This is a genomic window from Azospirillum sp. B2RO_4 (genome assembly GCF_051124815.1).
Lineage (GTDB): Bacteria > Pseudomonadota > Alphaproteobacteria > Azospirillales > Azospirillaceae > Azospirillum.
On the sequence record NZ_CP118487.1, the window covers coordinates 506,248 to 525,851 of the forward strand.

Below are 19,604 nucleotides of genomic sequence, written 5' to 3' on the forward strand. Positions count from 1 at the left end.
CACAGACCAGAGACAAGGCACATGGACAAAGGCACGCCGAAGGCCATCCGGCTTCAGGACTATCGCCCGCCGGCGCATCTGATCGACACGGTCGACCTGTTCGTCGACTTGGGCGAGGATGTCACCACCGTCCGCGCGGTGCTGGCGATCCGCCGCAACCCGGCCCGCCCCGATGCCGCGACGGAACCGCTGTCGCTCGACGGGCAGAGGCTGGATCTGGTGTCGGTGGCGCTGGACGGCCGGACGCTGGGACCGGACGACTTTACCGTCACCCCCGATCACCTGATCGTGCTGCAGGTGCCGGACAGCTTCACCCTGGAAACCATCGTCCGCATCAAGCCGCAGGAGAACACGGCGCTGGAAGGGCTCTACAAGTCCTCCGGCAACTTCTGCACGCAATGCGAGGCGGAAGGCTTCCGCAAGATCACCTACTTCATGGACCGGCCGGACGTGATGGCGCGCTACAGCACCACCATCACCGCCGACAAGGCGCGCTATCCGGTGCTGCTGTCCAACGGCAACCTCGCCGCTTCCGGCGATTCGGAGGACGGGCGCCACTGGGCGCGCTGGGAGGACCCCTTCCCCAAGCCCTGCTACCTGTTCGCGCTGGTCGCCGGCAAGCTCGTCCATGGCGAGGACCATTTCCGCACCGCCTCGGGACGCGACGTGACCCTGCGCATCTATGTGGAGCCGGGGAACGAGGACAAGATCGACCACGCCATGCGCTCGCTCATCAAGTCGATGCGCTGGGATGAGGAGGTCTATGGTCTGGAATACGACCTCGACATCTTCAACATCGTCGCGGTCGGCGACTTCAACATGGGGGCGATGGAAAACAAGTCGCTCAACGTCTTCAACACCAAATACATCCTGGCGAAGCCGGAGACCGCGACCGACACCGATTTCCTCAACATCGAGGCGGTGGTCGCGCACGAGTATTTCCACAACTGGACCGGCAATCGCGTTACCTGCCGCGACTGGTTCCAGCTGTCGCTGAAGGAAGGGCTGACCGTCTTCCGCGACCAGGAATTCTCGTCCGACATGCATTCCCGCGCGGTGAAGCGCATCGCCGACGTCCAGGGGCTGCGCACCGTACAGTTCCAGGAGGATGCCGGCGCCATGGCCCATCCGGTGCGCCCGGACAGCTATGTCGAGATCAACAACTTCTACACCCCCACCGTCTACAACAAGGGTGCGGAAGTCATCCGCATGATCCACACCCTGCTGGGGCCGGAAAACTACCGCAAGGGCACCGATCTCTATTTCCAGCGCCATGACGGACAGGCGGTGACCTGCGACGATTTCGTCGCCGCCATGGCCGATGCCAGCGGCGTCGATTTGACCCAGTTCCAGTTGTGGTACCGCCAGTCCGGCACGCCGGAACTGGACATCGCCGGCAGCTATGATTCGTCCGCCAAGACCTACACCCTGACAGTGAAGCAGACGGTGCCGCCGACGCCGGGCCAGCCGACCAAGCAGCCGATGCACATCCCGCTGGTGGTCGGCCTGCTCGGCCCCGACGGGCAGGACCTGCCGCTGCGCCTGGAGGGCGAGGAAAGCGCCGCCGGCACCAGCCGCATCCTGCATGTGACGGCGGAAAACCAGAGCTTCACCTTCCGCGACATCACCGCCCGGCCGGTGCCGTCGCTGCTGCGCGGCTTCTCGGCACCGGTGAAGCTGAAGACCGACCTGACCGACGCCGACCTCACCTTCCTGATGGCGCATGACAGCGACGCCTTCAACCGGTGGGAGGCCGGGCAGATTCTCGGCACCCGCATCCTGCTCAATCTGGTCGCCGATCAGCAGGCCGGGCGCGATCTGGTGCTGCCGGAGGGCTATGCCGACGCCTTCGCCAAGATCCTGGACGATGCGCAGCGCGACCGTGCCTTCGCCGCCCAGGCGCTGGTGCTGCCGACCGAGGCCTATCTCGGCACCCAGATGCCGGTGGTCGATCCGGACGCCATCCATGCGGTGCGGGAATTCGCCCGCAAGACGCTGGCCGGGCGCCTGCGGGCGAAGTTCCTCGATCTCTACCGCCGCAACAGCAGCCAGGAGCCCTTCTCGGTCGATGCCGAGGCCATCGGCAAGCGGGCGCTGAAGAACCTGTGCCTCGCCTATCTGATGGCGCTGGAGGATGCGGAGGCGCTGGAGCTGTGCCTGACCCAGTACCGCAGCGCCCAGGGCATGACCGACGAGATCGCGGCGCTGCAGTTCCTGTCCAACGCCGCCTCGCCGGAAGGAGAGAAGGCGCTGGCCGACTTCTACGAGCGCTGGAAGGGCGAGGCGCTGGTGGTCGACAAGTGGTTCAGCGTGCAGGCGATGTCCAACCGGGCCGACACGTTGGCCCGCGTCACCGCCCTGCTCGGCCATCCGGCTTTCGAGATCCGGAACCCGAACAAGGTCTATGCGCTGATCGGTGGCTTCGCCAACGGCAACCCGGTGCGCTTCCATGATGCCGGCGGCGCCGGCTATCGCTTCCTGGCCGATCAGGTCCTGCGTCTGGACCCGATGAACCCGCAGGTTGCAGCCCGGCTGATGGGGCCCTTCTCCCGCCTGCGGCGCTATGACGCGGCCCGTCAGGGGCTGATGAAGGCGGAGTTGCAGCGGATCGTCGCGACGCCGGGCCTGTCGCCGGACGTCTACGAGGTCGCGAGCAAGAGCCTTGAGGCCGCCGGCTGAGACTCGGGGGGCCCGCCAAGGACCGTGCGCATAAGCAAAGGGCCGGCGGCATCGCCACCGGCCCTTCCGCCGTCCGCAGGCTCCCCCGCCGCGATGCCCTTGGGCGCCGGGCGGGGGATGCGGTCTTACTTCTGCTCCGACAGGAAGGCGATCAGGTCGGCGCGCTTGGCGTCGTCCTTCAGGCCGGCGAAGGCCATGGTGCCGCCCGGGACGATTTCCTTCGGCGCCTTGATGTAGGCGTCCAGGTTCTCCGGGGTCCAGACCAGACCGCCGGCACCCTTTTCCTTCATCGGGGCCGAGTACTTGAAGCCCTCGATCGACGCGGCCGGACGGCCGACGACGCCGAACAGCGACGGGCCGACCTTGTTCTTGCCCTGCTCGGCGGTGTGGCAGGCCATGCAGACCTTGAAGACATCCTTGCCGGCCGCGGCATCGGCCGCCTGGGCGGCACCGGCACCCATCACGACCGCGGCGACGGCGGCAACGCCCATCAACAGCTTCTTCATTCTTCGGCTTCCCTTCCGATGGATCCACCGGCCGACGGCGCCGGCCGGAATTGCGCGGCAGAATACACATTCCGCAGGGGGCTCAAACCCCCTTTGATGCAGCCGTACGACCAATGAACAATTTGCCGCGCTAATTCATCCAGGCAAGCGCCGCGAACAGAACCACAACCACAAGAATGGCCGCCCACGGCACGTAGAAATTGCCGGTTCCGCCCCCCTTGCCGCGCCCGACCGGCAGCGGCAGCGGGATTTCCGGCGGCGGCTCCGCCATGCGGGTGGCGGGCTGAGGCGGTGGCGCGGCGACAGCAGCGTCAGTCGCCACCGGGGCAGCCTCCGCAGGTACCAGTTCGGCGGGCGCCGGGCCGACGATTTTGGTGAAGCGGGCGAAGAACTCTTCCGCCATCTTGCGGGCGGTGGCGTCGACCAGCCGCGATCCGATCTGCGCCAGCTTGCCGCCGACCTGGGCCTTGGCGGTGTAGCTCAGCAGCGTGGCGCCGCCATCGTCGGCCAGCGTCACGGTGGCGCCGCCCTTGCCGAATCCGGCCGCCCCGCCCGACCCTTCGCCGGTGATGGTGTAGCCGTTGGGCGGGTCCAGGTCCGACAGGGTGACCTTGCCGGCGAACTTGGCGCTGACCGGGCCGACCTTGGCGACGACCTTGGCCGTCATCTCGGTGTCGGACTGCCGGACCACCTCCTCGCAGCCGGGGATGCACTGGCGCAGGATTTCCGGATCGTTCAGCGCCGCCCACACCGCGTCGCGGCTGGCCTCGATCCGGTGGCTTCCGCTCATATCCATGGTTCGTGGTTCCTCCAACCCAATTGCCTACCCTGATGCGGCCCTTTGCGGGCGTCTCGTGCCCCGGCTGCGGCCGGGGTTACGGTCGAGAATATGGCATTACCGGGCGCTGCGACAGCCCCGGCCGTCTCATCTCAAAGTCTTACAGCGGCGGGCGTCCTCACCCGCGCGGCGCCATGCAGTTGCTGACGATCGGCGTGCAGGCCGACAGAGTGGCACCGGCCGGATAGCTGACCTGCTCCACCGTGCCGCGCGGGCCGATCACCATGGTCGCCTCGCAGCCGACCGCGGTGTTGCCGCCGACCGGCACCCCGAAGCCGAGGCCGAGCCCCACCCCGCCGCTGCCGCCGAAGCTGCCGGCCCCGATGCCGATGCTGCTGCCGGGGCTGTAGGCGACTGCCGGACGGGCGACGTAGGTGTAGTATTCGCGGCCCGCCGCCGTCGCCTGACGATCCGGCACGCCGGCGCAGGCCAGCAGGTCGGCCTTGGGCATGCCGACCATGGCGGTTTGAGCGCGGCGCGCGATCTCCGGATCGGGGCCGGTGGCGCAGCCGGCGAGGATGGCGGCCGTGCCACCGAGAAGGATCATCGCCGCGCCCACGGTCCTCGCCCTACCCTTGGCCTTACCCGTCCCTTGGCCCATGTCTCGTCCTCCACCAGAATATCGTGTCATCGCCGGGTTCTTCTCAACCGGTTGATACAGTGCTGAAACCCCGCCGCCGCCCGTCCGTTCCCCGAAGGAGCAATGCGGCCCGGAAGTGACGGACGGGCGCGGATTTGCTAGGAGTTCCGCCCACAGTCCATACCAGCATATCGGAACCGCCGACGCCATGGCCGAGCTTATGCCTCCCCCTTCTCCCGCCGCCTCCGCCGTGACGGTGTATCTCGCGCTCGGCGGCAACATGGGCGACCGCGCCGCCAACCTTGCCGAGGCGATCCGGCGGCTGGGCGCGGCGGTGGAGATCGACGCGCAGTCCGCGCTGTACGAGACGGCGCCGATGTATGTGACCGACCAGCCGGCCTTCCTGAACATGGCGGTGCGCGGCACCACCCGCCTCGGCCCGACGGAGTTGCTGCGCTTCCTGAAGGAGATCGAGGCGACGCTGGGCCGCGATCTCGGCGGCCTGCGCTTCGGCCCGCGTCCGATCGACCTCGACATCCTGCTCTACGCCGACCGCGTGGTGGCGGAGCCGGATCTGGAAGTCCCCCACCCCCGCATGGTGGAGCGCGCCTTCGTCCTCTGCCCGCTGGCGGACATCGCCGCCGACATCGTCCACCCGGTGCTGAACCGGCGGATCGACGCCCTGCGCGACGAGGTTCCCGGCCGCGAGACCGTCGTCCGCATCGCCGAGACGCTGTGACGAACGCCTCTCCGAGTGCGGTGGCGGATGCACTCTCCGAGTGCGGTGGCATGCAGCAGCCGCACCGCTTATAGTGCCGGCCTGAACGCAACGCCGGCGCCCGCCCGCCGGCCGGGAGAGTGTGTTGTCGGACGATAGCGTGAAACGGACCATGCTGGTCCAGCCGGGCGGCGCGCCGCTCACCTACACCATTCTGGTGCGCGGCTTCTCCGCCGCCGTGGATCTTGCCGGCCGCACCGACCGGCCGCAGGTCCGCTTCGACCTGACGCTGACCGTGACCCATCCCGGACCCGGCTTTCCCGACGACATCGCCGCGGTGATGTCTTACGAGGACATCGTCGAAGACTTGCGTCGTCTTTGTGCCGAATCCAACATATCGGGCGCCGAATACTTGGCCGACCGCGCCGCGGACCTCTGCCTGTCCCACGCCAAAGTGCGCCGGGTCCAGGTCGACGTCACCATTCCCGCGGCCGACTCGGCCGGTTCGGCGGCCGGCGCCGGGCTGACGCGCGGCCGGCCGGGACTGGCCTGAGCGCGCCCGCCGCCATCGCGCCGCCGCTCATTACTGCATTACACAAAGATATAGCGCCTGTTGACAAAAGGACGGGTGACAATACCACCTGGTCTGAGTTATGGTCGCCATATTGTATTTTAGACCCACAATCCGGACCGGACGGGGTATATCCCCGGCGGCGATCCGGATACCGAAAGCCGAGACGAGAGCGCAGCAGGGATTAGGCCAATCGCCATTGCCGGCTTCGACCGTCCGCCGATCCCCCTTCCGGGACGGCAACGGCCCCGGAAGCCGGACTCTAAGGGAGGGACGCATGGACCGCAGCACGACGCCGACCCTTTCCGAACTGCTCGAAGATCCGATCGTGATCGCCGTGATGGCGCGCGATGGGATCAGCCCCGACAGCGTCCAGCAACTTTTCGAACGCCTTCGCCGGAGCCGCCGAGTACAGCAAGAACGGCTCGCCGCCTGACCTGCGGCCACACTGACCCAAGTGCTGGATAAAGCCCGGTCAGAAACCTTCGGCTGAACCCCTTTCTGTGAGGCGCCGCTTTCCCCGGAGAGCGGCGCTTCGCAATTCGGCGGCGACGCTTCACCCCTCCAGAACCTCGCGCACGACCGTCATCACCTCGGCTGGGGTGAAAGGCTTGCGCAGGGTGCGGTGCGCGCCCAGCGCCTCCGCCACCGGCAGCACGTCCAGCGACGCGCGGGCGCCGCCGCCGGAAATCGCGATGATCTTCAGCGACGGCGCGCCGCGCCGCAGCTCCATGATCGTCGCCAGCCCTTCCTGGTTCGGCATGAAGATGTCGGTGATGACCAGATCGACGGGCCGGCCGGCCGGCCGGTCGCGAAAACGCTGCATCCCCTCCACCCCGTCGCTGGCGCCGACCGCCTCATGGCCGGCCATCGTCAGCGTGCGCAGCAGCACCGCACGGGCCACGTCGTCGTCGTCGATGATCAGCACGCTGGCCATGGCGCCGGTTCCCTCCTCACTCCGCCGGATGGGGCAGGCCGTGGGCCGAGCCGCCATCCGCCCCCGGCTCCGCAGCATCATCCCGCATCGGCTTCTTGCGGGCGAAATAGCTGTAGACCGTCGGCACGACGAACAGGGTCAGCAGCGTGCCCAGCGTCATGCCGCCGACGATGACGGCGCCGATGGCCTGCCGGCTTTCGGCACCCGCCCCCTTGGCGTAGGCCAGCGGCAGCGCGCCCAGCACCATGGCGCCGGTGGTCATCAGGATCGGCCGCAGGCGCAGCACGGCGGCTTCCTCCACCGCCTTGCGGATGTCGGTACCCGCACGCTGGAGCTGGTTGGCGAACTCCACGATCAGGATGCCGTGCTTGGTGATGAGGCCGACCAGGGTGACGAGGCCGATCTGGCTGTAGACGTTCATCGTCCCGCCGCTCATCTGCAGGGCGGCCAGCGCGCCGGTCATCGACAGCGGCACCGTCAGCATGATGACGAAGGGATCGATGAAGCTCTCGAACTGCGCCGCCAGCACCAGATAGATGAAGGCCAGCGCCAGCACGAAGACGAAATAGAGCCCGGTCGCCGATTCGCGGAACTCGCGGCTCTGCCCGGCATAGTCGGTCTGGGCGGTGGCCGGCAGCACCTTGTTCGCCGCCGCCTGCATCACCGACAGCGCCTCGCCCAGCGAAGTCCCCGGCGCCAGCGTCGCGGTGATGGTGGCGGAGCGCAGCTTGTTGAAGTGGTTCAGCTCCTTCGGTGCCACCCGCTCCTCGACCTTCACCAGATTGGCGAGCGAGATCATCTGGCCCGGCCCGCCGGTGGCCGAGGTGCCTCCGCGGACATAGATGCCGGCAATGTCGTCCGGGTTCCGGCGGTCGACGTTCGCGACCTGGACGATCACGTCATACTGCTTGCCGTCCTTCTTGAAGCGGGTCACCTGCCGTCCACCCAGCAGCGTTTCCAGCGTGCGGCCGACGGTATCGACATCCACCCCCAGATCGGCCGACTTGTCGCGGTCGAGCGTGACACGCAGTTCCGGCTTGTTCAGCTTCAAATCGGTGTCGAGGTTGGTCAGGCCGGGGAACTTGCGCGCCTCCGCCATCATGCCGTTGACCATCGTCTGCAGCTCCTCGAACGGCAGCGAGGTCTGGATGACGAAGTTGACCGGCTTGTCGATCGGGCTCTGCCCCAGCGACGGCGGGTTGGTGACGAAGCCCAGGATGCCGGGGATGCCGAACATCTTGGGGAACAGCTGGGCGGTGATCGCCTGCTGCTTCACGTCGCGCTCGTCCCAGTCGATCAGGCGGACGAAGGCGATGCCCTGGTTGACCACGGGGAAGCCGACGACGACGAAGAACTTCTCCAGCACCGGGATCTGGCGGAACAGCGCCTCCATCCGCTGGGCGTAGCCCATGGTGTAGTCGAGCGTCGAGCCTTCCGGCGCGATGGCGATGCCGACGATGGTGCCGCGGTCCTCCACCGGCGCCAGTTCCGACTTCAAGCCGGTGAACAGCACATAGCTGGCCGCGGCGACGCCCAGCCCGATCAGCAGAACCACGGGCCGTGCCCGCAGCGACAGGCGCAGCAGCCGGCGATAGCCGTTGGTCATCCCCTCCAGGAACCGTTCGATGGCGCGGTAGAGCAAGCCGTGCTTGGTCTCATGCTTCAGCAGCTTGGAGCACATCATCGGCGACAGCGTCAGCGCGACGAAGCCCGACACGATGACGGCGCCGGCCAGCGTCAGCGCGAATTCGGTGAACAGCCGCCCGGTGCGCCCGGTCATGAAGCCGATGGGCGCGTACACCGCCGCCAGCGTGATGGTCATGGCGATGACCGCGAAGCCGATCTCGCGCGATCCCTTCAACGCCGCCTGGAACGGGTTCATCCCCTCTTCGACATAGCGGAAGATGTTCTCCAGCATGACGATGGCGTCGTCGACGACGAGGCCGATGGCCAGCACCATCGACAGCAGGGTCAGCGTGTTGATGGAGAAGCCGAAGGCGTACATCAGGGCGAAGCCGCCGATCAGCGACACCGGGATGGTCACCAACGGCACCAGCGTCGCCCGCAGCGAACGCAGGAAGAAGAAGATGACCAGCACGACCAGGATGATCGCTTCGAAGATGGTGTGGAACACCGCGTCGATCGACTTGGCGATGAAGACCGAGCTGTCGTAGCCGACATCGACCCCCATGCCCTCGGGCAGGGCGGCGCGGATCTTCGGCAGCGCCTCGTTGACCGCCTTCGACACGTCCAGCGGGTTGGCGGTGGACTGCTTCACCACGCCGATGGCGACGGCACCGCGGCCGTTGAAGCGGGCGCTGACCCGCTCGTCGAGCGCCCCCAGCTCCGCCCGGCCGATGTCGCGCAGCCGGACCAGATAGCCCGAATCGTCGCGCAGGATGATGTTTTCGAATTCGGCCGGGCTGCGCAGGTCGGTTTCCGACACCACGGTGAACTCGCGCGCCACGCTTTCGACGCGGCCGGCCGGGATCTCGACATTCTGCCGGCGCAGCGCGTTCTCGACATCCTGCGGCGTCACCCGGTAGGCGGCCATCCGCTGCGGGTCGAGCCACAGCCGCATGGCGAATCGGCGCTCGCCGAAGATGCGGACCTGCGCCACGCCGGGCAGGTTCTGCAGCCGGTCCTTGACGTAGCGGTCGGCGAAGTCCGTCACCTCCAGCGGCGAATGCCGGTCGGAGGAGAAGGCCAGATAGATGATCGGCTGGGCGTCGGCCTCCACCTTGGCGATGACCGGCTCGTCGATCTCCGATGGCAGGGCGGCGCGGACGCGCCCCACCCGGTCGCGCACGTCGCTGGCGGCGACATCGACGTTGCGGTCCAGCCGGAAACGCAGGGTGATCTGCGACTTCTCCGCCCGGCTGATCGAGGACATCACGTCGATGCCCTCGATGCCGGCGAGGCTGTCCTCCAGCGTCTGGGTGACCTGGCTTTCGATGATCTGGGCCGAGGCGCCTTTATAGGTCGTCTCCACCGTGACGACCGGTTCGTCGATCTTGGGATATTCGCGCACCGACAGGCGCTGGTACGACACAATGCCGATCAGCATCAGGGCGAGGCTCATCACCGTCGCCAGGACGGGACGGCGAACGGAAATCTCGGACAGGATCATCGGTTCAGCTCCCCGACGATGCGTTTGGGGCCGGCTTGCTGGGGACCACGCTGACCGGCGCGCCGTCGCGGATCTTCAACTGGCCGGCGGTGACCACCATGTCGCCGGGGGCGAGACCCTTGGAAATCTCCACCTCCGCATTGCGGCGTTCGCCCAGCGTCACGCGGGTCTGCGCCACCTTGCCGTCGACCACCTTGAAGACATACTGGTCCTTGCCGAAGGCGACGATGGCCTGTTCCGGTACCAGCACCGCGTCGGGCACCGTGGTCAGCGTCAGCGACACCCGCGCGAACAGGCCGGGGCGCAGCGAGCCGTCCGGGTTCGGCACGCGGGCGCGGATCGCCAGCGCGCGGCCGTTCACGTCCACCAGCGGGTCGATGGCATAGACGGTGCCGTCGAAGCTGCGCCCGCCGAAGGCATCCACCGCCACCTTCACCATCTGCCCGACCCTCACCGCCTGCAGGAACATCTCCGGCACGCGGAAGTCCAGCTTCAGCGTGTCGATGTCCTCCAGATTCACGATGTCCTTGCCGGCCTGGACGAAGTCGCCGACCGACACCTTGCGCAGGCCCAGCACGCCGTCGAAGGGCGCGGTGATGACCTGTTTGTCGAGCTGCGCCTTGGCCAGTTGCACCGCCGCCTCGTCGGCCAGCAGCTTGGCGGCCGCCTGTTCGCGGTTGCGCATGGGACCGGTGTTCTGGCGCATCAACTGGTCGGCACGCGACAGTTCGGCACGGGAGAAGGCGATGCTTGCCTGCGCCTGTGCCAGGGTGGCGCGGGCGATGGCGTCGTCCAGCCGGACCAGCACGGTGCCCTTGGCGACGCGTTGTCCTTCCTTGAAGGCGATCTCGCTGATGCGGCCGGCGATTTCCGGCCGGATCACCACCGATTCGTTGGACAGCAGCGAGCCGACGGCGGTCACCGTCCGCTCCACCATGCCGATGCGGACCGGAACGGCCTCCACCGGCATCGGCGGCGCGCCGCCCGGCGGCTTGGCTCCCCCCGAGGCGCCGCCGGTAGCGAGCGCACCGCCGGACACGGCACCGGTCACCATCGCGGTCAGCCCGGCGACCGTCCCGCCCTGCTTCACGAAATACCAGTAAGCCCCGCCGGCGAGAGCCGCCAGGACGAGGAGAGCAGCGATGCGAAGCGTGTGGCGCATGGGACCGGGATCCGGACGGGTTTCACCTTGCCGCAGCGCAACCGAAAGGGGCGCCGGGCAAACTGAACTATATCGTTCAGTTCACATCCGGAGTCGAGAAGGTTCAGCGATCAGAACCGTCCGCCGGTCCGTTTGTGGCTGCCACGACCTGAGGTCCACCGCTCTCCAGCCGGCCGGCCCGCATCGGTACCGTCTTGCCGCCGCACAGCGTCACCCACAGGTCGGCGGAATCGCCGGCCGCCACCGGTTCGTCGCCATCCATCCGCCGGACTTCCCCGCCTTCCAGGTCGAGACCCGGTGCACAGCAGGGCGACTCGCCGGCGCCCACCAATGCGCGGACGCAGCCATTCTCGATCCGGATGTCACATAATCCGTCATGGACCCGCGCGTTCTTCAGCCAGAACTTCCCATTGGCGGGGATGCGGGCGAGGCAGCAGGTCGGGGCGTTCATGGAGTTTACCCGTGTCCGGTCCGGCGATGTGCAACGCAGCAAGACTGACACAAAATGGTAAAGCAAAACCAGCAGGAGCTTGGGTTTTCCGGGTTTACCCGGTCTCCAGCGCCAGGAACTCCTGGAAATTGGCGCAGCGGCCGGCCTTGAAGGCGGCCTCATAGGCGGCGTTGCGGGCACGCTTGGCGGCGATCGACCCGGCGAAGAGCTGTCGCAGGACCTCGTCCCGGATACCCAGCCCGTCGCCGGCCAGCCGGTCCAGCACATGGCGGTAACAGCGCTCCGCCCGCTCGCCGCTGTCGGCGGAAAAGGTGATGGAGCCGGCGCGCTGGCGATATTCGTAAAAGGGCGTCGCCACCAGCGGCACCGGGCCGGTGGCGTCGAGCACCCGGACATTGAAGACCACGTCGTCGCAGAAGTTCACGTCGTCGTCCCAGCCCGGCACCAGTTCGCGCCGCACCACCGGGAACATCGGCACGGAGGTCGCCACGAATCCCTCGCCGTCCAGCAGGGCCGGGGCCTTCCCCTCCTCAAACAGGCGCAGCAGCGGCGAATTGTCCTCGTCGCGCACCACCGCGACATTGTCGAAGGCCGCACCATGGGCGAGCGCGAGCGGCGCCAGCGCCGTCAGCCGGCCGGGGCGGAAGCGGTCGTCGGCGTCCAGCGGCGCCACCAGCGCCAGCCGCGCCGCATCCAGCCCGGCATTGCGCGCGGCGGGCGCCCCGGCGCCGACCCGGCCGGTGCTCGCGAAGACCAGCCGCGGATCGTCGATTCCGGCGGCCAGCAGGGTCGGCTGGTAATCGGTGCCGTCGTCGCTGACGATCACAGCCTCCCACGCCGTCCAATCCTGATCCAGCAGGCTCTGCACCGCGCGGGCTATGGTCTCATGGGCGCGGTGGGCCGCGATGATGACCGATACGCCCGTTCCGTTCCCACGCATTCCGCCGCACTCCCAACCATTCTCACGCCATCCATTCCCACGGCGGAGTTTGGCCGTGGGCGGCGAATGGCGTCAATGCTGCGCGGCCATGCCGCTCCCCGCTCATGCCCGGCTTTGCAACCGCCCCTTACCCGCCGAGATGCCGCGTGGTAGGAAGAGACATCGTGCCGCGCCGACAGGAAGGACACCCGCGTGTTCGGTGAATGGAACAGTGGAACATCCCCGGAAAACTGTTGCACGCTGTTCCAAACGTTCCATCCGGCCCCACCACCACCCATGGCCTTACCCATGGCCTTACCCATCGATTTTGGCCCGGCGGACGTTGAACATGAAGGCCGGACGGGCTATGTGGTGAAGCAGGCAAGGCGCATGCGGCAGCGGGACAGCGGCCGGGGGTCTCCTCCGGCGGCGCATCCCGGTCCCGATACCCCGCTTCCGATACCAGGGAGAAGAACATCAATGGCGCAGGTCGGATACACCCGGTTCGACGACGAACCTGAAAAGGAACCGGACGAGAAGTCGAAGGAAAGCGCCCAGCCGCAGTTCGCCGCCGTGCAGCAGAGCCTGTTCAAGGCGCGCACGGTCCTGATCTTCGGTCAGATCGACATGAAGCTGGCGCAGGTCGTGTCGGCCCAACTGCTGGCTCTCGCCCATGAGAACGACGACGACATCACCGTCGTGGTCAACTCGCCGGGCGGCCATGTCGAGGCGGGCGACACCATCCACGACATGATCCGCTTCATCAAGCCGCGGGTGAAGATGCTGGGCACGGGCTGGGTCGCCAGCGCCGGCTGCCACATCTATCTGGCGGCGAAAAAGGAAGACCGCTTCTGCCTGCCCAACACCCGCTTCCTGATCCACCAGCCGCTGGGCGGAACGGGCGGCCGGGCGACGGACATCGCCATCGAGGCGAAGGAAATCATCCGCATGCGCGAGCGTCTGAACAAGATCATCGCGCGTGAGACCGGGCAGCCGTATGAAAAGGTCGCCAAGGACACCGACCGCAATTACTGGATGTTCGCCGAAGAGGCGAAGGATTACGGCATCGTCAGCCACGTCATCAACACGATGGACGAGCTGAAGTAACGGTTGGGTCTATCCAACAGAAAAGGGCACTTTCTCCTTCGCGGGAAAGTGCCCTTTTTCATTTCCGATAACAGCCTCGAAGCTGAAACGATGACGGCAATGCGCTTCCTCAGACCGATACGTCCAGCATTGATCCGCGCTGGCGATAGCCCTGGGCATTCACCCGGGCGGCAAGCGCACCGGCATTGGTGTCGACGGCCTCTTTGCTCTCGGTGCCGCTGCGGGTATCGCGGGACTGGTCGGACTTTCCGATGGCCGGGGGCGCGGCCACCGTCTGGGTACGCACCGGCGGCGCCACCTGCTGCGCCGCCTGGACCGCCGGGGACATGGCGATCTGCGCCGCGGGCGTCAGCTGCGGCATTGGCTTCAGCGTCTGGTAGGACGGTATGGCCGGATTGAATTGCATTCCCAAAATATGCGCCTACCCGGCGCAGGTTTCAAGAAGCTCGGCCGTAGCCGTCATTCCGCCGGTTCCAGCGCCTCCGTCGGGACGAGGCCGTCACGGATGGCGAAGCCGTAACGCCCCTCCTCCAGGGCCGTCACATCGTAATGCAGGGCTTTGGCGATGCTGTTGTCGGCGTTGAAGGTCAGGACGCGCGGCTTCAGCGCCGCGATCTCGGTCGGCTGGCAGTACCAGGAGGCGGCGATGATCACCTCGTCGCCGGGCTGGCAACTGCGCGCCGCCGAGCCGTTGAGCACGCAGGCGCGCGACCCGCGCTCGCCATAGATCACATAGGTGCTGATGCGGGTGCCGGAATTCTTGTTCCAGATCTCCACGAACTCCAGCGGCACAATGCCCACCGCCTCGCAATGCTCCGGGTCCAGGGTGATGGAGCCCTGATAGTTCAGGTTGGCGTCCGTCACCCGGATGCCATGCAGCTTCGCCCGTACCACCTTGATCATCGCCCAGCCCCCACGAATGCGGTTCCGCCCGTCGCGCTCGTTTGTAACGGCAATGATGGAAAGGGCAAGCGGAGTCTCGCTGCACCACGGAATGACTCTAGGGAGTCTCCGGCAGGGCCGCGCCCGACTGCGACGGCATGGGTGATGGCGCCTGCTTCACCTTCTGGAGGCGGGTCCGCCGCCGCTCCAGCACCATCGCCATCGCCAGCAGCACGGCGATCCCCGCCAGATTGACCGCCAGCACCGTCACGGAATTCCGCTCGGCCAGCAGCACGGCGGTGCCGGCGATGGACAGTACGACACCGACGCAGAAGACCGGCAGCGAATGCCGGCCGCAGGCGATCAGCAGACGGGCGGGGGCGGAGCGCAGCCACCCCGCCTCGCGTGGCACCAGCAGCGCCGCCGCACAGGCCAGCGCCAGGAAATGCAGAAGCCGCATCGGCCCCAGCGTGTCCTTGTCGGCCCAGGGGATGGTCTGCTCCGGCAGCCAGCCTTGCAGTGCCGCCGGCGTCATCGCATGGCCGATGTCGGAGGCGGCGAACTTCCACAGCGCCATGCCGGCCAGCAGAGCCAGCGACCCGGCCAGCAGCCAGCGGGACCGCGGCAGCCGGACCCGGCCGCTGCGCACCACCAGCGCCAGGCTGGTGCCGAGGAAGAACACGCATTGCCAGGCCAGCGGGCTGAAGTTCCAATCCTCGTCCCACAGGTTGGGCGGGATCAGTCCGGGCGCCGCCTGCGCGACCAGATAGAGCACCAGCGACAGCGCCACCGCCGCGTAGCCGAAGCGGGCATAGGTCCACAGGAACAGCGGCGCCACCGCCACCAGCAGGATGTAAAGCGCCAGGATGTCGAAGGCGAAGGGCAGATACAGCAGCACCAGATGCCACGCGATGGCGGTCACCGGGGTTTCGAACAGCGGCTCAAAGCTCTCCAGCCGGTTCGACGCCTCCATCGGCAGGTCGCCGACATGGACGGCGAGCGCGACAACCAGCGCGCTGACCAGCATGGTCATGATGTTGGCCGTCCACAACTGCCGGCAGCGGCCGAGCGCCTTGCGCTGGCAGGCGGCGAACCCGCGCTCCGCCAGCACCGGACCATAGGCCAGAGCGATGGCGTAGCCGGAGATGAAGACGAAGATCTCGGCCGAATCGGAGGGGCCGAAGCGGGCGGGCATCAGCTTTGCCAGCGGATTTCCGCCGACATGGTTGATGAAGATGATCAGAAGGGCCACGCCCTTGAAGAGATCGAGACGTGCGTCGCGTGCCTGACGTTGCTGCATGCAGCCGTGCCTCTCCTGCTGTGGCGGGCTCCCCGGCGGGGCGGATGCCGCCCTGAGGGGGGTCAGCAGACGAATCGCGGTGGCGCCGGACCACCGAAGGTTCGGCACCGCCACGGCGGATGTAGCCCACCATGGACATTTTCGCCGGCCGGGTGTCCAACGCGATGGGGGAACCCTTCCAACGCGGCGCCGGAGGGGAAAAGCGTTAAGCCCTTCTCAGGAGAGCTGCGGCAACCACCCCGTTATCGGCTGGGCACAAGGATTGTCCGACTGCGCGTCAGGCGCGGGTGCGGCGGGCAAGGCGGCGGGCAAGGCGGTCTCCGGCCGCGTTTCCGATTGGCCATCGCGGGTCAACACCCCGGCGGCCGATCCGCTCCCCGCCTTTCGGGGCATTCACCTCCTGAAGCGTCGCCTTTTCCGGGAACATCCCGCCATGCCGGTTATTGGACAGCATGCAGAGTCCCCACCGGAACCCGCGAGGCCGCGCCATGGCGACAGACAGCCTTCCCTTCGTTCCCTACTGCGGTGTCCCACCGGTGCCGGGCGAGCTGTCGACCGCCTGGAACGGCGATCCGGTGCTGCTGACCGCCTTTGCCCTGGCTGCGATCGGCTTTACGGTGGTGGCGCGCCGTTCGGCCGACGGTGGCGGACATGCCCATCATCGGTCCATATGCCTTGCCGCCGGCTGGCTGGTGCTGGGCGTCGCCTTCGTCTCCCCGCTGTGCAGCCTGACCTCCGCCCTGTTCTCCGCCCGCGTGGCCCAGCATCTGCTGACGATCCAGGTCGCGGCCCCGCTGTTCGTGCTCGGGTGGCCGGCTGGGACGGTGCGGTGGCCGGAACCGCTGCGCAGGATGGCAAGGCCGCTGGGCAAGCCGGAGTTCGCCTGGGGACTGTTCGGCATCACGCTGTGGGTCTGGCATCTGCCGGGCCCCTACATGGCGGCGCTGGCGAACGACGCCGTGCTGTGGCTGATGCACGGCACGCTGTTCGCCGGGGCGGCGGCCGCATGGCGGACGGTCCTGGCCCCGACCGACGATGCCATGCGCCTGCGCGGTCTTCTGGCGGCCTTCGGCACCTCGGTCCATCTGGCGATGCTGGCGGCGCTGCTGATCTTCGCCGGCACACCGCTGTTTCCCTACCATCTGACAACCACCACGCCCTGGGGCCTGTCGCCGCTGGCCGACCAGCAGCTGGGCGGCCTGATCATGGGTGTCGTCGGCGCGCTGGCCTATGTCGCGCTGGTGCTGGCCGGCGCGGCCCGCTGGCTGCGCCCTGGGGACGAAAGTCAGCGGGACGACGGGCAGCTCTCCAGCGGAAAGGTTGGTTGATAGGATGCGGCGGACCCTGAAGACACTCGCCATCGCCGGCGTGGCGGCCGGGATCGGCGGACTCCTGTTCGCGTGGTCGGGCCTCTACAGCGTGGCGGCGAGCAAGGCGCATTGGACGCCGGTCGAGATGTTCTTCGAAATGGCGATGCGCCGTTCGGTGGAGACGCACGCCGCGTCCGTCGGCGAGCCGCCCGACCTGGACGACCCGGCGCTGGTCCGCCGCGGCGCCGGCCATTACGAGGACGGCTGCGCTCCCTGCCACGGCGCCCCCGACACGCCGCGCAACCCGATCTCCCGCCACATGATGCCGGAGCCGCCCTATCTGGCCGACAAGGTGGCGGAGTGGAAGCCGCGGGAGCTGTATTGGATCACGCTGCACGGCATCAAATATGCCGGCATGCCGGCCTGGCCGGCCCAGCAGCGCAAGGACGAGCCCTGGGCGGTTACCGCCTTTCTCCTGCGGCTCAAAGGGATGAGCGCGGAAGAATACCACGGCCTCGCTTTCGGTCGGACGCAGGCGGACGACCAAGCCCGGATGGCCGAATTGACCGGCGCGGCCGGCGGTCCGATGGACGACACTTTGGGGGAGACCCTGCAGGATTGCGCCCGTTGCCATGGCTATGACGGGAATGGCGACGGCATCGGCGCCTTCCCGCAGATCGCCGGACAGTCGGCGGAGTATCTGCGCGAGACGCTGCAGGCCTACGCCGACGGCAACCGATTCAGCGGCATCATGCAGCCGGTGGCTGCCGGGTTGGACGAAGACGCAATCCGCGCACTGGCCGGGCATTACGCGGCGCAAAAGCCTGCAACGGCAACGGTTAAGACCGCCGATCCCGCTCCGGAGCTATTGGACTTGGGCCGGCGGATCGCAGAGTCCGGCGCCCCGGAGGATGGCGTCGCCGCCTGTTCCGGCTGCCATGCGGGGGCAGACGGTGACACCCGGCATGCCCGTGACCCCCGATACCCGTCGCTGGACGGGCAGCATGCATCCTACATCGCTGCCCAGTTGCGGCTGTGGCGCGACGGGGCGCACGGCAACACGGCGCTGTCCCGCATCATGGAGGCCGCCGTCCGCCGCATGACCGATGAACAGATCGATGCAGTGGCGGAGTATTACTCCCGCCGCGCCCCCGAACGCGCCATGGCGAAGGGTGAAGACGGAAAATCCTGAACTGACGTCATGGAACAAGAAGGCCCGCTATTGATTGTTCATCGCATGACCCAGCTGTCGCTTGCCGTGCGGCAGGACAGTACAGGCCGCACCGGGCGGCGGGTCGCCAACATCGAATCGTAATCGAGAAGGATGGCAACCATGCGTGGGATTTCGAAGATCGTCATGACCGCCACCGCCGCCGGCGCCCTGTTCGCCCTCAGCGCCTGCGGCAGCACCGATACCTCGCGGACGGCGACGGGCGCCGGCACCGGTGCCGTGGCCGGCGCCGTCGTCGGCGGCCCGGTCGGCGCGGTGGTGGGCGGCGTCGGCGGTGCGGTGGCCGGCAACAGCATGGACGAAAGCCTCAGCAAGAAGACCGACCGCGTGACCGACCGCGCCACCCGCGAGGTGCGAGAGGATATGTCGGACGATTCGTCCTCCAATCGTTCCTCCCGCCACCGCATGTCCTCTGGCATGAGCCACGAGCAGGTGCGTGAACTCCAGCAGGCGCTGAACGACCGCAACGACGGCCGCGACATCGCCGTCGACGGCGTCTGGGGCGCCAACACCCGCAGCGCCCTGATGAAGTTCCAGCGCGACAACGGCCTGCGCGCCACCGGCCGCGCCGACGAGCGGACGATGGCCGCGCTGAACCTGCACGAGAACGGCATGGGCACCTCGGGCAGCACCGGCGCGGGCAGCACCGGCGGCACCCGCAACAACATGAACAACACCGGCAACAGCAGCTCGATGGGCAACACCGGCAACCCGCAGGGCAACGCGATGCCCAGCGACACCCCGCAGAACCAGACCACCCCGCAGGGCTCGATGGGCCAGAACGGCACCAAGTAACCCCGGCTTCACAGCCAACCGAACGCCGGTCCTCTTCGCCGGTTCCGGGGCATCGCGACGGCACCTCAAGCCGTCGCGGAGTCCGGGAACCGGCGAAGTTCTTTTGGGGCGGCCGCTCAGCCGCAGGCGGGGACCATCAGGGCAGGCATGCCGACCCACAGGATTGCGATCAGTGCCGCACCCGATCCGGCGATGGCGAACCAGCGGGCAAAGCGGCGCGGATCGGCGGCGCCGACATGCTTCCCTGGCCCGGCACCGCGCCACGCCTTCACCAGCAGAACCGCGACCCAGCCCAGCGCGAGCAGCGTCGCGATGCCGACCAGCGCCACGGACATCGGAAAGCCCAGCAGCCGCGCATCCTCGACCCTGCGCGCGCAGACCATCCCGTTGATGCCATAGACCACGCCGAAATGCGCCGCCCAAGTCAGGAAGGGCGCCAGCATCCCGATGAAGATGCCCGGAAAGCTGCGGCTTGCCATGGCGCTCCT

Annotated in this window: 20 protein-coding genes; 8 read left to right on the forward strand and 12 right to left on the reverse strand. The window is 67.7% G+C overall.

Annotated features, from left to right (window positions below):
• The first annotated feature begins 21 nt into the window (after positions 1–21).
• Positions 22–2,679 carry an aminopeptidase N gene (gene pepN / locus PWS46_RS19830; RefSeq protein WP_434622261.1) on the forward strand — a complete coding sequence of 886 codons (2,658 nt, stop codon included), beginning with the start codon at positions 22–24 and terminating at the stop codon, positions 2,677–2,679.
• Between the two features lie 125 nt (positions 2,680–2,804).
• Here the strand turns inward: pepN and PWS46_RS19835 are convergent, their stop codons facing one another.
• The 3 genes from PWS46_RS19835 to PWS46_RS19845 all read right to left on the reverse strand — a co-directional run bounded on the left by PWS46_RS19835 (position 2,805) and on the right by PWS46_RS19845 (position 4,570).
• Positions 2,805–3,185: a c-type cytochrome gene (locus PWS46_RS19835; protein ID WP_434622263.1), complete on the reverse strand. Its 381-nt coding sequence runs from the start codon at positions 3,183–3,185 to the stop codon at positions 2,805–2,807.
• 130 nt (positions 3,186–3,315) lie between these two features.
• Entirely contained in the window at positions 3,316–3,981 is a 666-nt protein-coding gene (locus PWS46_RS19840; protein ID WP_434622265.1) for an SRPBCC family protein, read from the reverse strand.
• Positions 3,982–4,141: 160 nt separating this feature from the next.
• Positions 4,142–4,570, reverse strand: a complete 429-nt coding sequence (locus PWS46_RS19845; RefSeq protein WP_434622267.1) for a hypothetical protein — start codon at positions 4,568–4,570, stop codon at positions 4,142–4,144.
• Between the two features lie 241 nt (positions 4,571–4,811).
• Here PWS46_RS19845 and folK point away from each other — a divergent pair, with 241 nt between their 5' ends.
• From folK to PWS46_RS19860, 3 genes are all read left to right on the forward strand, one after another.
• Positions 4,812–5,342 (forward strand): 2-amino-4-hydroxy-6-hydroxymethyldihydropteridine diphosphokinase, encoded by a 531-nt coding sequence (gene folK / locus PWS46_RS19850; protein ID WP_434622269.1) that lies wholly within the window; start codon positions 4,812–4,814, stop codon positions 5,340–5,342.
• A 124-nt stretch (positions 5,343–5,466) separates the two neighbouring features.
• Positions 5,467–5,874 (forward strand): dihydroneopterin aldolase, encoded by a 408-nt coding sequence (locus PWS46_RS19855; protein WP_434622271.1) that lies wholly within the window; start codon positions 5,467–5,469, stop codon positions 5,872–5,874.
• Positions 5,875–6,169: 295 nt separating this feature from the next.
• Positions 6,170–6,328 (forward strand): hypothetical protein, encoded by a 159-nt coding sequence (locus PWS46_RS19860; protein WP_434622273.1) that lies wholly within the window; start codon positions 6,170–6,172, stop codon positions 6,326–6,328.
• Between the two features lie 120 nt (positions 6,329–6,448).
• Here PWS46_RS19860 and PWS46_RS19865 read toward each other — a convergent pair whose 3' ends face one another.
• From PWS46_RS19865 to PWS46_RS19885, 5 genes are all read right to left on the reverse strand, one after another.
• The gene (locus tag PWS46_RS19865) at positions 6,449–6,829 is read right to left on the reverse strand and encodes a response regulator (protein WP_434622275.1); all 381 of its coding nucleotides are present in this window, start codon (positions 6,827–6,829) and stop codon (positions 6,449–6,451) included.
• A 16-nt stretch (positions 6,830–6,845) separates the two neighbouring features.
• A complete protein-coding gene (locus tag PWS46_RS19870) occupies positions 6,846–9,959 on the reverse strand; it encodes an efflux RND transporter permease subunit (RefSeq protein ID WP_434622277.1) in 3,114 nt (1,037 codons plus the stop codon).
• A gap of 4 nt (positions 9,960–9,963) precedes the next feature.
• Positions 9,964–11,121 carry an efflux RND transporter periplasmic adaptor subunit gene (locus PWS46_RS19875; RefSeq protein ID WP_434622278.1) on the reverse strand — a complete coding sequence of 386 codons (1,158 nt, stop codon included), beginning with the start codon at positions 11,119–11,121 and terminating at the stop codon, positions 9,964–9,966.
• Positions 11,122–11,224: 103 nt separating this feature from the next.
• A complete protein-coding gene (locus PWS46_RS19880) occupies positions 11,225–11,572 on the reverse strand; it encodes a hypothetical protein (protein ID WP_434622279.1) in 348 nt (115 codons plus the stop codon).
• A 94-nt stretch (positions 11,573–11,666) separates the two neighbouring features.
• Positions 11,667–12,512 (reverse strand): glycosyltransferase family 2 protein, encoded by an 846-nt coding sequence (locus PWS46_RS19885; RefSeq protein WP_434622281.1) that lies wholly within the window; start codon positions 12,510–12,512, stop codon positions 11,667–11,669.
• A gap of 459 nt (positions 12,513–12,971) precedes the next feature.
• Here PWS46_RS19885 and PWS46_RS19890 point away from each other — a divergent pair, with 459 nt between their 5' ends.
• Positions 12,972–13,598 (forward strand): ATP-dependent Clp protease proteolytic subunit, encoded by a 627-nt coding sequence (locus PWS46_RS19890; protein WP_434622283.1) that lies wholly within the window; start codon positions 12,972–12,974, stop codon positions 13,596–13,598.
• A 109-nt stretch (positions 13,599–13,707) separates the two neighbouring features.
• Here PWS46_RS19890 and PWS46_RS19895 read toward each other — a convergent pair whose 3' ends face one another.
• The 3 genes from PWS46_RS19895 to PWS46_RS19905 all read right to left on the reverse strand — a co-directional run bounded on the left by PWS46_RS19895 (position 13,708) and on the right by PWS46_RS19905 (position 15,780).
• On the reverse strand, positions 13,708–14,004 hold the full coding sequence (locus PWS46_RS19895) for a hypothetical protein (RefSeq protein ID WP_434622285.1): 297 nt from the start codon (positions 14,002–14,004) through the stop codon (positions 13,708–13,710).
• Between the two features lie 53 nt (positions 14,005–14,057).
• A complete protein-coding gene (panD, locus tag PWS46_RS19900) occupies positions 14,058–14,501 on the reverse strand; it encodes an aspartate 1-decarboxylase (protein ID WP_434622287.1) in 444 nt (147 codons plus the stop codon).
• Positions 14,502–14,598: 97 nt separating this feature from the next.
• Complete coding sequence (locus tag PWS46_RS19905) at positions 14,599–15,780, reverse strand: OpgC family protein (protein WP_434622289.1); 1,182 nt, start codon at positions 15,778–15,780, stop codon at positions 14,599–14,601.
• Between the two features lie 488 nt (positions 15,781–16,268).
• Here PWS46_RS19905 and PWS46_RS19910 point away from each other — a divergent pair, with 488 nt between their 5' ends.
• The 3 genes from PWS46_RS19910 to PWS46_RS19920 all read left to right on the forward strand — a co-directional run bounded on the left by PWS46_RS19910 (position 16,269) and on the right by PWS46_RS19920 (position 19,116).
• Positions 16,269–17,108 carry a cytochrome c oxidase assembly protein gene (locus PWS46_RS19910; RefSeq protein ID WP_434622291.1) on the forward strand — a complete coding sequence of 280 codons (840 nt, stop codon included), beginning with the start codon at positions 16,269–16,271 and terminating at the stop codon, positions 17,106–17,108.
• A 4-nt stretch (positions 17,109–17,112) separates the two neighbouring features.
• Positions 17,113–18,282 carry a c-type cytochrome gene (locus tag PWS46_RS19915; RefSeq protein ID WP_434622293.1) on the forward strand — a complete coding sequence of 390 codons (1,170 nt, stop codon included), beginning with the start codon at positions 17,113–17,115 and terminating at the stop codon, positions 18,280–18,282.
• A 141-nt stretch (positions 18,283–18,423) separates the two neighbouring features.
• Positions 18,424–19,116 (forward strand): peptidoglycan-binding domain-containing protein, encoded by a 693-nt coding sequence (locus PWS46_RS19920; RefSeq protein ID WP_434622294.1) that lies wholly within the window; start codon positions 18,424–18,426, stop codon positions 19,114–19,116.
• A gap of 116 nt (positions 19,117–19,232) precedes the next feature.
• Here the strand turns inward: PWS46_RS19920 and PWS46_RS19925 are convergent, their stop codons facing one another.
• The gene (locus tag PWS46_RS19925; protein WP_434622296.1) at positions 19,233–19,595 is read right to left on the reverse strand and encodes a hypothetical protein; all 363 of its coding nucleotides are present in this window, start codon (positions 19,593–19,595) and stop codon (positions 19,233–19,235) included.
• Positions 19,596–19,604: the final 9 nt, after the last annotated feature.